Origin of the sequence: Pantoea sp. NSTU24 (genome assembly GCF_050157905.1) — a bacterium.
Lineage (GTDB): Bacteria > Pseudomonadota > Gammaproteobacteria > Enterobacterales > Enterobacteriaceae > Pantoea.
In genome coordinates this window covers 2,198,406-2,212,649 of sequence record NZ_JBKIWZ010000001.1, presented here as the reverse complement: position 1 = coordinate 2,212,649, position 14,244 = coordinate 2,198,406, and the positions used below count along the sequence as shown (strand labels likewise).

12 protein-coding genes are annotated in these 14,244 nt (G+C 58.3%); 6 read left to right on the top strand and 6 right to left on the bottom strand.

All coding sequences use genetic code 11. The features are described 5' to 3' along the window. Window positions 1–22: 22 nt before the first annotated feature. From tehB to ppk1, 3 genes are read right to left on the bottom strand one after another with little or no spacing between them, the layout of a single operon-like run. Window positions 23–637, bottom strand: coding sequence for a tellurite resistance methyltransferase TehB (tehB, locus tag ACLHDD_RS10455; protein ID WP_427104061.1), 615 nt, complete (start codon window positions 635–637; stop codon window positions 23–25). 41 nt (window positions 638–678) lie between these two features. Beyond that, the gene (gene ppx / locus ACLHDD_RS10450) at window positions 679–2,205 is read right to left on the bottom strand and encodes an exopolyphosphatase (RefSeq protein ID WP_427104060.1); all 1,527 of its coding nucleotides are present in this window, start codon (window positions 2,203–2,205) and stop codon (window positions 679–681) included. A 5-nt stretch (window positions 2,206–2,210) separates the two neighbouring features. Then, entirely contained in the window at window positions 2,211–4,271 is a 2,061-nt protein-coding gene (gene ppk1, locus ACLHDD_RS10445) for a polyphosphate kinase 1 (protein WP_293772886.1), read from the bottom strand. A 151-nt stretch (window positions 4,272–4,422) separates the two neighbouring features. On the opposite strand from ppk1, the gene ACLHDD_RS10440 reads away from it, so the two are divergent. From ACLHDD_RS10440 to pstB, 3 genes are read left to right on the top strand one after another with little or no spacing between them, the layout of a single operon-like run. Further along, window positions 4,423–6,516 (top strand): ABC transporter permease subunit, encoded by a 2,094-nt coding sequence (locus tag ACLHDD_RS10440; protein ID WP_427104059.1) that lies wholly within the window; start codon window positions 4,423–4,425, stop codon window positions 6,514–6,516. Continuing rightward, window positions 6,513–8,147 carry a phosphate ABC transporter permease PstA gene (gene pstA / locus ACLHDD_RS10435; RefSeq protein WP_427104058.1) on the top strand — a complete coding sequence of 545 codons (1,635 nt, stop codon included), beginning with the start codon at window positions 6,513–6,515 and terminating at the stop codon, window positions 8,145–8,147. The genes ACLHDD_RS10440 and pstA overlap by 4 nt, the downstream gene beginning before the upstream one ends. 12 nt (window positions 8,148–8,159) lie before the next feature. Then, window positions 8,160–8,927 carry a phosphate ABC transporter ATP-binding protein PstB gene (gene pstB / locus ACLHDD_RS10430; RefSeq protein WP_427104057.1) on the top strand — a complete coding sequence of 256 codons (768 nt, stop codon included), beginning with the start codon at window positions 8,160–8,162 and terminating at the stop codon, window positions 8,925–8,927. A 203-nt stretch (window positions 8,928–9,130) separates the two neighbouring features. On the opposite strand, the gene purN is transcribed toward pstB, so the two are convergent. Further along, entirely contained in the window at window positions 9,131–9,769 is a 639-nt protein-coding gene (gene purN, locus ACLHDD_RS10425; RefSeq protein WP_427104056.1) for a phosphoribosylglycinamide formyltransferase, read from the bottom strand. Continuing rightward, entirely contained in the window at window positions 9,766–10,806 is a 1,041-nt protein-coding gene (gene purM / locus ACLHDD_RS10420) for a phosphoribosylformylglycinamidine cyclo-ligase (protein ID WP_427104055.1), read from the bottom strand. Before purM ends, purN begins: the two co-directional genes overlap by 4 nt. A 230-nt stretch (window positions 10,807–11,036) precedes the next feature. On the opposite strand from purM, the gene upp reads away from it, so the two are divergent. The 3 genes from upp (at window position 11,037) to hda (ending at window position 13,901) form a co-directional block, all read left to right on the top strand. Next, entirely contained in the window at window positions 11,037–11,663 is a 627-nt protein-coding gene (gene upp / locus ACLHDD_RS10415) for a uracil phosphoribosyltransferase (RefSeq protein WP_111139322.1), read from the top strand. Window positions 11,664–11,808: 145 nt separating this feature from the next. Further along, window positions 11,809–13,092 carry a uracil permease gene (gene uraA / locus ACLHDD_RS10410; RefSeq protein WP_427105197.1) on the top strand — a complete coding sequence of 428 codons (1,284 nt, stop codon included), beginning with the start codon at window positions 11,809–11,811 and terminating at the stop codon, window positions 13,090–13,092. Window positions 13,093–13,199: 107 nt separating this feature from the next. Then, a complete protein-coding gene (gene hda / locus ACLHDD_RS10405; RefSeq protein ID WP_313655542.1) occupies window positions 13,200–13,901 on the top strand; it encodes a DnaA inactivator Hda in 702 nt (233 codons plus the stop codon). On the opposite strand, the gene arsC is transcribed toward hda, so the two are convergent. Next, window positions 13,898–14,239, bottom strand: coding sequence for an arsenate reductase (glutaredoxin) (arsC, locus tag ACLHDD_RS10400; RefSeq protein WP_427104054.1), 342 nt, complete (start codon window positions 14,237–14,239; stop codon window positions 13,898–13,900). The genes hda and arsC overlap by 4 nt on opposite strands. Between the last annotated feature and the right edge of the window lie 5 nt (window positions 14,240–14,244).

The window sequence follows — 14,244 nt, the reverse complement described above, 5'->3', positions numbered from 1 at the left end:
AGAAAAAAACAGCAGATAAAGATCAGTAGCTCGCTTTCTGCGCCAGCAGCGTAGCGAAACGACAGGTAATACGGTTACCGTTTTCGTCGGTGCGATGCAGCTGACCGGGATGCTCGTTGTACTTCACGATATGCCAGTTGCGGTAGTAGTGGCTGAGCTCACCCGACTTAAACGCAAAGGCGAAATCTGACGGGCAGGGCATATCCGGCGTGTTCATCGCCGCAACAATCAGGTTATAGCCGTTTCTGACGGTACAGGCCTGCATATCGGCAATCAGCTGAGGAATGGTCTGCGGCTGCAGAAACATCATCACCACGGTCGACAGTACGAAGTCGAAGCCGCCATTGAAGCGCGTATTATTCAGGTCACGCTGTTCGGTATGAATGCCGCTCAGTGACTCCTGCTCAACAATGGTCTGCAGGCGCGCCAGGCTCTGCGGATTGTGATCCCACGCCGTGACGTCAAAACCGTGCTGATTCAGAAACAGCGTATTGCGGCCCACGCCGCAGCCCAGGTCAAGTGCCTTGCCGACGGTCAGCTTAGGCAGCGCCGCCACCACTTCAGAGTGGGGCGGCGTCAGGCCATAGGTTTCGGCGAAATAGTTATCGCCGGAAATCGGTGCGGTTGGTTGTGTCATCGTCTTCAGTTCAGTTAAAAGGGCGCCAGGCGCCCAGGTCATCAGGCTTCTTCTTCGAGGATCAGTTTCCATCCCGTCACGTCATTCCAGTAAACCTGCTCACGTTCAAGGTCGAGCTGGACCAGGTTGTTCTGGCTGAAGTAGCCCGCCGGGAAAACCAGCGTCCAGTGGCCGTCATCACACTTCAGGGTTAAGGAGTCGGGACGGGTAGTGGCCTGGCGCTGATTATTCAGCAGCGTACCCAGACGCAGCAGGAAAATCAGCGGCACAAACTGCTTTTTCTTAAACAGCGTGACGCGCGGCAGCTCATCGAGCTTCACCGCTTTACGGTGGAATCTGACCAGTGCCGCCAGCAGCATCTGCTGATCCTGATTGAAACCCGGCAGGTTGGTATTTTGCAGGATATAGGCTGAATGGCGTTGCAGAGCGCTGTGATTGATGGTCAGGCCCACCTCATGCAGCATCGCCGCCCATTTCAGCAGGGCAGCCAGCTGCGGATTGGCCAGTTTCGGGTTCTGCTCGCGCCACTGCAGATAGAGCTGCTCGGTGGTTTCCAGCACCCGACGCGCCTGATCGCTGTCGATAGCGTAATGGTTCGCCAGGCTCTGTGCGGTCCTGCTGCGAATATCCTGATGACGGAAACGGCCTTCCATCTCATACAGCACGCCTTCACGCAGCGCGCCGTCGGAGAGGCGCAGCTCGCGAATCGCCAGCGCATCAAACACACCACACAGAATCGCCAGCCCCGGTACAAACACGCTTTTGCGCTCTTCGGAGAGGCCCGGCAGACTCAGGGCCGCAAAAGATTTGTGTTTCATCACCTCGTCATAAAGCTTGTCGAGACGCTCGGGCGTGATCAGCTTCTCTTTCTCATCCATCGCCTGTAACACCTCGCAGGCGGCTTTGATGGTGCCGGAGGCGCCCAGCGCGTACTGCCAGCCGTGAAGACGATATTGCCAGGCCAGGGTTTCCAGCTTCTGGGCCGCCGCTAAACGGGCGCGGCGGAAGTTTTCACGGCTGATTTCGCCTTTCGGGAAGTAGAGCTGAGCGAAGCTGACGCAACCCATACGGCGGCTTTCGACCAGTTGCGGTTCAAAATCCTCACCAATGACCAGTTCGGTGGAGCCGCCACCGATATCAATCACCAGCTTTCGGCCTTTTTCCGGCTGCGTGTGCTCCACGCCCATAAAGATCAGACGCGCCTCTTCATGGCCCGAAATCACTTCGATAGGATAGGGGATCACCTCGGCAGCACGCTGCAGGAAGGTTTCGGCGTTGACCGCTTCACGCAGCGTATGGGTGCCGACGATCGTCACGTTGCTGGGACTGAACCCCTGCAAACGCTCGGCGAACAGGGCAAGGCAGGCCAGCCCGCGCTCCATTGCCTCCTCGCTGAGGTTGTGCTGCGCATCCAGCCCGTCAGCCAGATGAACGCGCTGTTTAAGGCGACCCAGTACCTGCATCGCACCATCGACAACCCGCGCAATCACCATGTGGAAACTGTTCGAGCCCAGGTCAATCGCCGCAAACTCCTGGGGTTTTGGCGTACTTTTATGAGAAATTGGCATAGGATTTATTCAGGTTGTTCCAGGTTCTTGATGTAATCATAAATCGCCAGCTGCGAGCGCACTTTACGACGATTGCCGCGCTGGACGTAGTGATTACTCAGCTCTTTATCGACGATGCGGGCTTTCACCGTATCACTCAACTGAATGGCAATGATATCGAGTATGCGCTGCCGGATGCGGGGATCGAGGATCGCCACGGCCACTTCAATGCGGTAATCAATGTTACGCGTCATCCAGTCAGCGGAGGAGAGGAACACCTTTTTATCGCCGCCATTCTCAAAAATATAGACGCGATCGTGTTCCAGATAACGGTCAACAATACTGATGACGCGAATATTTTCGCTGATCCCGGGCAGGTCAGGGATCAGTGAGCACATTCCGCGCACCAGGAGGTTCACTTTCACTCCTACGCTGGAGGCTGTATAAAGCCGATCAACCAGCCCTTTGTCCACCAGATTGTTGATTTTCAGAGTAATGCCGCTGGGCTTATTCTGCTGGGCGTTGGCGATTTCGGTATCGATCAGTTCATACAGCATGCGGCGCGAGTTCTGCGGTGACACCATCAGGTGATCAAAGGTCACAGGCCGATAGGGGTTTTCGATAAAGTTGAAGACCCGGCGCACCTCATTGGTAATGCGCGCGTCTGCCGTCAGCAGGGAGTAATCTGTATAGAGTCGTGCGGTTTTCTCGTTAAAGTTGCCGGTGCCGATATGTGCGTAGCGCACAATCTCTTCGCCCTCGCGGCGCGAGATCAGGAACAGCTTGGCGTGAATCTTCAGACCTGGCGCAGAAAAAATGACGTGGACGCCGGCTTCGGTCAGACGCTTGGCCCAGTAGATATTGGCCTCTTCATCAAAGCGCGCCTGCAACTCAACGACCACCGTCACCTTTTTACCGTTATAGGCGGCATGGATCATCGCATCCATGATGCGCGAATGTTTCGCGACGCGGTAGATGTTGATTTTGATCGCCAGCACGCTGGGGTCAAACGACGCCTGACGCAGCAGTTCCAGCACATGCTCAAACGTGTGATAGGGATAGTAGAGCAGCACGTCGCGGTTGCGAATCGCATCGAAGCCATTGCGGAAGCCATCAAAGCCAATGTGACGGATCTGCGGCAGCGGGCGGTTAATCAGGTTGTTTTTGCCGACGTTCGGGAAGCCGATAAAGTCTTTGAAGTTGTGGTAGCGGCCGCCCGGCAGTATAGAGTCAAAATTCGAGATGGAGAGCTTGTGGCACAATAACTCAACCATCGCTTCCGGCATGTCGCGCTGATAGACGAAACGCACTGGCTCGGCGGTCAGGCGTTGTTTAAGGCTGGAGGACATCAGCTCCAGCAGGCTGGACTCCATCTCCGTCACCAGATCGTACTCCGCGTCACGCGTCATTTTCATCGAATAGGCGTTAAGCGCGTCATAGTCATAGAAGCCTTTGAAGATGTCATCCAGGCAGTAACGCAGAATATTGTCCAGCAGGATCATCGGCTTGCGGCGGCGCGGCGGCTCTGCCGGCAGGTTAATAAAGCGCGGCACCTTATCGGATGGGATCTCCAGCAGCGCATAACGGATGTCGTCACCGCGAATAATCTCTACCGCCAGATAGGTGTAATCATCTTTAAGGAACTCGGTCAGGTCGGTTTCATGGGTGATCAGAATCGGCGAGATATGCTGACGCAACTCATGTTTGAAATAGTGGCGCAGCCACGCCTGCTGGTTAAGGGAGAGCTGACGTTCGTTGATCAGGAAGATCTGATTACGCGCCATCTCCAGCAGCAGCTCATTATAAAGCGCATCAAATTCCTGATCGGACTTCATTACCCGCTGCTGGATTTTCTTAAACAGATGGCGTGGCGTACTGGCAGACCCCTGCTCTTCACCAATCAGGATACGGCGTTTGAGATCGGCAAACCGCACTTTATAGAATTCGTCGAGATTGTTGGAGTAGATGCCCAGAAAGCGCATCCGCTCAATCAGTGGATTGCTTTTATCTGCGGCTTCCTGCAAAACCCGTTCATTAAAAGATAACCAGCTTAATTCTTTTTCAATGTAAAGCTTTACCTGACCCATTCTCACTCCATTTAGCGGTTGCAGGACTGAAGATCCAGTATCCATCAACATTATGGCGAGAGTATGGCAGCGTTGTCCAACGCCAGCAGTTGTCTTATCAATCGGCTACGGGCAACATAGCGGCTTATTTTGGCCCTGTTTCCGGAACCGCATGAGCGTAAACCACATTCCTGTCCAATTCAGCGATCGTAAGCGTCGTGCCGTAGATCGGCTGACGCGGCGGCTGATCACCTGCTGTGGTGTGGCGATCCTGCTGTTAATGCTGCTGCTGTTTTGCTGGCTGATTGGCGTGGTACTTCCGCTGTTCAGTGCGCCAGGCGTGCAGATGATGCCCAGCCAGCAGCTCTGGGATCGTGCGCCCGCTGTCGCGACAGGGAATCAGGGCCGGCTCGGCTGGCGTATCAGCAGCCAGGGCGCTGCCCGGTTTATTCCGCTGGATGGCCAGCCTGCTGAACCGGCGCTGGCGCTGACGCCGCCGCCTGATGAGGTGGTGCGGAGCAGTGATGAACAGACGTTGCTGCTGAACATGCAGGGGGCGCTGACACTGATGCAGCCCACCGCTGACGGGCAGTGGCATTTTCCGCTGGGTGACCAACCTTTTCATCTGCCTGAAGGCGGCGTAACGAAGATGGCGCTGGCAACGCGTCACGCCGGTCAGTGGCGCATTGCGGCACTGACGGCAGCCGGACTCCGGGTGCTGACGCTCGGCACCGATCGGCAGGCCTCGGTGTTCTCACTGCCGCAGGATCGGCTGGATCAGCTGGCACTCTCTCCGACAGGCGATCTGCTCTATACCACGGAAGGCAGCCTGCTGCGGGTCTGGCAACTGGATGACGATCGGGCTCACCTGCGCGAAACCCACACGCTGGCGCAGCCCCCGCAAAGCCTGCATCTGCTGGTGGGCGGCAGAACGCTGCTGATTCAGGATCGCACTGGTGTCACACAGTGGTTCGCTATTGCCAGCGGGCAGGGGCCGCGCCTGCAGCGTATCCGGACGTTTGCCGACAGCAGGAGCGATGACGGCACGCTACTGGTGACAGAATCACAACGGCGGGTGTTTGCGACGATCAGCAAACAGGGGCTGCTACGTCTGTTTGCCAGCAAGCAGCCCGGTCCGATTCTGCAGCGTCAGCTGGCGCCCGGCATCGTACAGGCGCAGTTTTCCCCTGAGGGCGACAGCCTGCTGATTGAGCGGGCGGGAAGCTGGCAGCTCCTCCGGCTCGATAATCCCTGGCCGGACGTCACCTGGCGCAGTTTCTGGCAAAAAATCTGGTATGAAAATTATCCCGGTCCGGACTGGGTCTGGCAGTCCACGGCGGCGGGCGACAGCTATCAGGCCAAGTTCAGCCTGATGCCGATGGTGACAGGAACGTTAAAAGCGGCCAGCCTGGCGCTGCTGTTTGCCACCCCGCTGGCGCTGGCCGCAGCGATGTACACCGCATGGTTTATGTCGCCCGGATTACGGCGCTGGGTAAAACCGGCCATCGAGATGATGGGCGCGCTGCCGAGCGTGGTGGTGGGGCTGATTGCCGGGATCTGGCTGGCACCGCATATCGGACAGGCGCTGGTGGGCGTCCTGCTGCTGCCGCTGACGCTGGCGGGCACGTTACTGCTGTGCGGTGTACTCAGCGCACGGTTACCGTCGCGCTGGCGGCAGCCGGGCCGTGAGGTGCTGATTCTGCTGCCGCTGCTGTTGCTGGTCACGTTGCTGACGCTTTGGCTGCCCACGTTGTTTATCCCGGATGCGGGCGACTGGCTGCCCCATTATGAGCAGCGCAATCTGCTGGTCGCGGCGCTGGCGATGGGCTTTGCGCTGGTGCCCCTGATTTTCACGCTCGCCGAAGATGCCCTCTTCAGCGTACCGGCTGCGCTGGGGCAGGGTTCGCTGGCGCTGGGGGCCACGCCGTGGCAGACCCTGACCCGCGTCGTCCTGCCGGGTGCCTCCGCCGGGATTTTTGCCGCGCTGATGATCGGACTGGGACGTGCCGTAGGCGAAACCATGATTCTGCTGATGGCGACCGGGAATACGCCGCAGAGCGAAGGCGGGCTGTTCAGCGGTCTGCGTGCGCTGTCGGCGAATATCGCCATTGAGATGCCCGAAGCGGTGGCGGGCAGTGCGCATTATCGCGTGCTGTTTCTCAGCGCCCTGATGCTGCTTATCTTTACGCTGGTGATTAACACCGTGGCCGAACTGATTCGTCAGCGGCTGCGTCAGCGTTACAGTCAGCAGGAGGAACAGGCATGAAGGCAATGCGACAGAACGACCGCTGGCGCTGGTTAACCGCCGGGGCCGTCACGGTCTGCCTGCTGGCCTTTACGCTGCTCATCGGGCTGCTGGCCTGGCAGGGTATTCGGGCTTTCTGGCCGCAACGCGTGGATCTCTACACATTCAGTCAGCCGGAAGGGGGCGAGACACGTCTGCTGGGCGAAACCCTGGAACATCAGCGCCATTTTCCGACCCCGGTGGGGGAAGAGGGCAACAGCGGCGGACAGGTTCATCGCTACCTGGTGAAAACCGGTAACCGCGACTGGGACGCCCCTGACTTCCGGGTCATCTACAGCCGTACCGCAGCGCAGGTCAGCCAGCCAGCGGACATCATGGTGTTGCAGCGGCGCAGCCACGGCCTGGCCTACGGCTGGTTTGTCGGCCTGCGGGAAGACAATGACGAGTTAACCGCGCAGCATCCTGATGCGCTGCTGCATCAGCGACTGGCGCAGGTACAGACGCTGGTGCGACAGGCCAGTCAGATCCGGCGGGTCGATATGGCGCGCCTCAACAACCAGCGTGAAGATCTTGATGAGCAGGCGGCCAGAAACCGCGCTGCCGGGCACTTCGATCTGCAGGCCGAATCGGAATATCAGGCCAATCAGGCCGCTCTGCAGCGCCGCTTTAATCAGCTGAGCGAGACGCTCGCGGCCCTGCAACTGCAGAGTCAGCGCGATCTGCTTATCCTGCGTGACGTCAAGGGCACCGAACATGCGATTCCACTGACCGAAATCGTCGACAGCTGGCAGCCAAACGCCATGACCCTGAGCGGTAAAATGGGGCATTTTCTGCATCAGCTGTGGCGTTTTGTCAGCGACTCGCCCGCCGAAGGCGAGAGCGAGTCCGGGGCGTTTCCGGCTATCTTTGGCACGGTGCTGATGGTGCTGCTGATGTCGGTGGTGGTGATGCCGCTGGGCGTCGTTGCCGCCATCTGGCTGCATGAATATGCCGGGCGTCACGCGCTGACGCGGCTGGTGCGTATTGCGGTGGTCAATCTGGCAGGCGTGCCCTCCATCGTCTACGGCGTCTTTGGCCTGGGATTCTTTGTCTGGCTGGCGGGCGGCACAATCGATCGGCTGTTTTTCGCCAGCGCGCTGCCGAACCCCACATTTGGTACGCCCGGCTTGCTCTGGGCGTCGCTGACGCTAGCCCTGCTGACGCTGCCCGTGGTGATTGTGGCGACCGAAGAGGGGTTATCCCGCATTCCCAACAGCCTGCGTCAGGGTTCACTGGCGCTGGGGGCCACTCAGGCGGAAACGCTGTGGAACGTAGTTCTGCCAATGGCGGTGCCTGCCATGCTGACCGGCCTGATTCTGGCTGTCGCGCGGGCCGCCGGAGAAACCGCACCGCTGATGCTGGTGGGCGTGGTCAAGATGGTGCCGGAGTTACCGGTGGACGCGGTGTTTCCTTATCTGCATCTGGACCGCAAGTTCATGCATCTGGGCTTCCAGATTTACGATCTGGCGTTTCAGAGTCCGAATATTGAGGCAGACCGGCCGCTGGTCTTCGCAACCGCACTGCTGCTGGTGCTGATTATTCTCTCTCTGAATCTGCTGGCGATGGGGCTGCGTCACCGTCTGCGTGAACGCTACCGTCTTATGATTCAATAACAGGTTATGACTATGACGTCCGACACGGATATCGCGCTGATCGTTAACCATCTGTCGCTGTGGTATGGCGAGCGCCAGGCGCTGCAGAATATTTCGCTGCAGGTGCCTAAAAACAGGATTACCGCGCTGATTGGGCCTTCTGGCTGCGGCAAGTCAACGCTGCTGCGCTGCTTTAATCGCATGAACGATGTGATCGATCACTGCCGGGTCGAGGGTGACGTGCTACTGGGATCGCAGTCGATCCTGCGCCCTGAGCAGGATCTCTCGGCACTGCGCCGACGGGTGGGCATGGTGTTCCAGCGGCCCAATCCCTTTCCTAAATCGATCTATGAAAACGTGGTCTACGGGCTGCGTCTGCAGGGCGTGCGCGATCGGCGGGTGCTGAACGAAGCCTGCGAGCGGGCGCTGCGGGCGGCCGCGCTCTGGAGTGAAGTGAAAGATCAGCTGTCGCAGAATGCGCTGACGCTCTCTACCGGCCAGCAGCAGCGTCTGGTCATCGCCCGCGCCATCGCGATTGAGCCGGAAGTGCTGCTGCTGGATGAGCCGACCTCCGCGCTGGACCCTATCTCTACGCTGGTGATTGAAGAGCTGATGACCACGCTCAGGCAGCATTTTACGCTGGTGCTGGTGACGCATAATATGCAGCAGGCGTCACGCGTCTCCGATTACACCGCATTTATGCATCAGGGCACGTTAGTGGAGTTTGACGAGACCGACCGCATCTTTACCGCGCCGAAACAGCGCCGGACCGAAGATTATATTACAGGGCGCTACGGCTGAATCAGCCTCGGGAAAGGGGCGGTCTGCAGGACGATGACACCGGCTCAGGGAGCCTGTGTCCTGGGTAAAGACGCAAAAGACGCCCTTCCTGGCAGGCTCAGCGCGGGCCATCCATGGCCCGCGCTGCTTTACTCCGGACACAGGCCCACATCACTTTACGTTTGTCAGCCGTCTGTGGAAAACTCCTGACGGCTTCCAGTACATCAGTCGTTAGCATAGCCCTGCGGCGGCAGCGGTTCGCCATCCAGCCAGGCTTTGCCGTCGCGCATCGTCAGACGGCCCTCAACAAACCAGCCGATCACCAGCGGATAGATGGCATGCTCCTGATGCTGAACCCGCTCCGTGATCTCTGCCTCCGTGTCGCCGGGAAAAACCGGGACTTTCGCCTGCAGGATCACCGGGCCACCATCCAGCTCTTCGGTGACAAAATGCACGGAGGTGCCATGTTCGCTGTCGCCATTCTCCAGCGCCTGACGGTGCGTATGCAGGCCCGGATACTTCGGCAGCAGAGAAGGGTGGATATTCAGCAGGCGATCGTGAAAATGGGCCACAAAAGCGGAGCTGAGAATCCGCATATAGCCGGCCAGCACAATCAGATCGGGCGAATACGCCTCGATTTCCGCGATGAGCTGGCGGTCGAAGGCTTCACGGTCAGCGAAGTCGCTGGCGGCAAGCGCATGGGCGGGAACGCCCGCCTCCTGCGCCCGCGTCAGGCCATACGCGGCGGCACGGTTGCTGAACACGGCAGCCACGCTGCCGTGAATCCGCCCGCTTGCGCAGGCGTCAAGGATGGACTGAAGGTTACTTCCGTTGCCGGAAATCAGCACAACCAGCTTTTTCATCCGTTAATAACCACACGCTCTTCAGCATCAGACGCTTTGATCACACCCAGCTTCCAGGCTTTTTCGCCCGCCGCCTGCATCAGCGCAATCGCCTTATCCGCATCGGCCGGGCTCAGGACAATGACCATGCCGACGCCGCAGTTAAAGGTGCGATACATCTCGAAACGGCTGACGTTGCCCGCCTGCTGCAGCCAGCTGAAGACGGCCGGCCACTGCCAGCTCGTCTCGTCGATGACTGCCTGGGTGTTGTCTGGCAGCACGCGTGGAATGTTTTCCCAGAAGCCGCCGCCGGTCAGATGCGCAATCGCATGTACATCGACCTGCTCAATCAGGCTCAGGATGTTCTTCACATAGATGCGGGTTGGTTCCAGCAGATGGTCGGCCAGCGGTTTGCCTTCCAGCTGTTCAGACAGCGGATCGGTATTGCTGACTTCCAGAATTTTGCGCACCAGCGAGTAGCCATTGGAGTGCGGGCCGCTGGAGCCGAGGGCGATCAGCACGTCGCCATCCTGCACCTTGCTGCCATCAATGATTTCTGACTTTTCTACCACGCCGACGCAGAACCCGGCCACGTCATAATCTTCGCCGTGATACATGCCTGGCATCTCGGCGGTTTCACCGCCCACCAGCGCACAACCTGACTGCAGACACCCTTCAGCGATACCGGTAATCACCGCAGAGGCCGTTTCCACATCCAGTTTCCCGGTGGCGTAATAGTCGAGGAAGAAGAGCGGCTCGGCACCCTGAACCACCAGATCGTTAACGCACATCGCAACCAGGTCAACGCCGATGGCATCGTGACGTTTGAGATCCATCGCCAGACGCAGCTTGGTGCCCACGCCATCGGTGCCGGAAACCAGCACGGGTTCACGGTATTTCTGCGGCAGCGCGCAAAGCGCACCAAAACCGCCCAGTCCACCCATCACTTCCGGGCGACGCGTCTTTTTCACTACGCCTTTAATACGGTCAACCAGAGCGTTACCAGCATCAATATCAACACCGGCGTCTTTGTAACTGAGAGAGGTTTTGTCGGTCACTGCGAGGTCCCCACGCGAGTTGCGGTTGGTGGTTTAAAATAAAGCGCGGCAATTCTATCAGTGCAGGCAAACGTTTGCGAGTCCGGGATTGCGCATCGGCCGAATTTCATCAATCCTCTGTTTATCCCTGTAAAAGCCGCGGTATTGCGCAAGGAGAGGTGGCGCGCCGTCCAAAAGGCGGTATAATCCCGCGATTTTTTTTTAGCTCAACTCATTCCGGGAGAACACCAATGAAGATCGTGGAAGTCAGACACCCGCTGGTCAAACATAAACTGGGCCTGATGCGTGAGCATGATATCAGTACAAAGCGTTTTCGCGAGCTGGCGTCTGAAGTGGGCAGCCTGCTGACCTACGAAGCGACCGCCGATCTGGAAACAGAGCGCGTAACCATTGAGGGCTGGAACGGCCCGGTAGAGATCGATCAGATCAAAGGCAAAAAAATCACGGTGGTGCCGATTCTGCGTGCCGGTCTTGGCATGATGGAAGGGGTGCTGGAGCACGTTCCCAGCGCCCGTATCAGCGTGGTGGGCGTCTACCGTGATGAAGAGACGCTGGAGCCAGTGCCTTACTTCCAGAAGCTGGTGTCTAACATCGAAGAGCGCCTGGCGCTGGTCGTCGATCCGATGCTGGCTACCGGTGGCTCCATGATCGCCACCATTGATCTCCTGAAGAAAGCGGGCTGCTCCAGCATTAAGGTGCTGGTGCTGGTTGCTGCGCCGGAAGGGATCGCGGCGCTGGAGAAAGCGCATCCGGATGTTGAGCTCTACACCGCGTCCGTGGATCAGGGGCTGAACGAAAAGGGTTATATCATTCCTGGACTCGGCGATGCCGGGGACAAAATTTTCGGAACCAAATAAATCGTATAGCCGACCAGAGAGTCGGCTTTTTTTTGGCAAAAAAACGTTCCCGTAACCGGTCGGGTCTGCCGTCAGGCTGACCGGCGCACCTGCTGCTGTGGCAGCGGCGCGGACCTGCGGGAGAGATAACCTAAGGGGATAAATGATGACTCGTCGCGCCATTGGCGTCAGTGAACGACCGCCGTTACTGCAAACCATTCCGCTCAGCCTGCAACACCTGTTCGCGATGTTTGGCGCCACCGTACTGGTGCCAATTCTGTTCCATATCAACCCGGCTACCGTGCTGCTGTTCAACGGGGTGGGCACACTGATTTATCTCTTTATCTGTAAAGGCAAAATTCCCGCCTATCTGGGATCGAGTTTTGCATTTATCTCGCCGGTCCTGCTGTTGCTGCCGTTGGGCTATGAGGTAGCGCTGGGCGGGTTTATTCTGTGCGGCGTGCTGTTCTGCATTGTGGCGCTGATTGTTAAACGCGCCGGAACCGGCTGGCTCGACGTCATGTTCCCGCCCGCAGCAATGGGGGCGATTGTCGCCGTCATCGGTCTGGAGCTGGCGGGCGTGGCCGCCAACATGGCGGGCCTGCTGCCCGCTGAAGGCAGTACGCCTGACAGTAAAACAGTGCTGATCTCGCTGGTCACGCTGGCGGTAACGGTATTCGGTTCAGTGTTATTCCGCGGTTTTCTGGCGATCATCCCGATTCTGGTTGGGGTAGTCGTGGGGTATCTGCTCTCCGCCTTTATGGGTATCGTGGACTGGAGTGGAGTAGCACGCGCGCCGTGGTTTGCCCTGCCAACTTTCTACACGCCGCGCTTTGAGTGGGTAGCAATGCTGACGATTCTGCCTGCGGCGCTGGTCGTCATTGCCGAGCATATCGGCCATCTGGTAGTGACCGCGAACATCGTGAAGAAAGATCTGATCCGTGACCCGGGCCTGCATCGTTCAATGTTTGCCAACGGCTTATCGACGGTGATCTCTGGTTTCTTTGGTTCCACGCCAAACACCACATACGGCGAGAATATTGGCGTGATGGCGATTACCCGTGTCTACAGTACCTGGGTCATCGGCGGCGCGGCGATTCTGGCAATCCTGCTCTCCTGCATCGGCAAGCTGGCGGCGGTAATCCAGGCGATTCCGGTGCCGGTAATGGGCGGCGTCTCACTGCTGCTGTATGGCGTGATTGGCGCATCCGGTATCCGCGTGCTGATCGAATCTAAAGTCGATTACAACAAGGCGCAGAACCTGATCCTCACCTCAGTGATTCTGATCATTGGCGTCAGCGGCGCGAAGGTGCATATCGGCGCGGCGGAGCTGAAAGGCATGGCGCTGGCGACGATCGTGGGTGTCGGCCTGGCGTTGATCTTCCGTGTGATCTCGTTGCTCAGACCGGAAGAAGTGGTACTGGACGCTGACGAACCGCGTAAACCGTGATCCCGGGCTGAGTCACGGGATCGGGGCAGGGACGCCCCATTCATCTCTTTCTGAAAACTGTGTTAGACTTCCCTCGATTTTTTGCTTGTTCTCTTGCTGAGGTGCTTCTGAACACGCCGGCACAATTGTCATTGCCACTCTATTTACCAGACGACGAAACCTTTTCCAGCTTCTGGCCGGGGGAAAACCCGTCGCTGATTGCCGCACTGAAAGGTGCTCTTAACCAGCAACATGGCAGCTATCTCTACTTCTGGTCACGTGAAGGGGGAGGCCGGAGCCATCTGCTGCACGCCGCCTGCGCAGAGATGTCAGCGCGCAATGAAGCAGTCGGCTATGTTCCGCTTGATAAACGCACCTGGTTTGTGCCGGAAGTGCTGGAAGGGATGGAGCAGCTGTCACTGGTCTGCATCGATAACATTGAATGCATTGCCGGTGAGCCGGAGTGGGAAATGGCGATCTTTGATCTCTATAACCGTATTCTGGAAACCGGCAACACACGGCTGTTAATCACTGGCGATCGACCTCCGCGCCAGCTTAATCTGCAACTGCCTGACCTCGCGTCGCGACTGGACTGGGGACAGATCTATCGCCTGCAGCCGCTTTCCGACGAAGACAAACTGCAGGCACTTCAGCTGCGCGCCGGACTCCGCGGTTTTGAACTGCCGGAAGATGTGGGCCGCTTCCTGCTGAAGCGGCTGGACCGTGAAATGCGCACGCTGTTCGATACGCTGGATCGACTCGATCGTGCCTCTATCAGTGCTCAGCGTAAACTCACCATTCCGTTCGTGAAAGAGACGCTCGGCCTTTAAAGGATGTCGAGCACCGCTTCCGGCGGACGACCGATTCGCGCCCTGTCACCCCTGATCACGATCGGTCTTTCGATCAGCACCGGATTGTCCACCAGCGCATCCAGCAGCGCACTTTCGCTTTTATCGCTGAGTGCCAGCTCGCGATAGATCGTCTCTTTGGTCCGCATTAACTCCCGGGCACTCTGCATCCCCAGCTTCTGCAACAGGATTTGCAGCGTTTCACGATCGGGCGGCGTCTGCAGATAGAGCACGACCTTCGGCTCAATCCCGCGGGCGGTCAGCAGCGCCAGCGTTTCGCGGCTCTTGCTGCAGCGCGGGTTGTGATAAATCGTCACCATCCTGA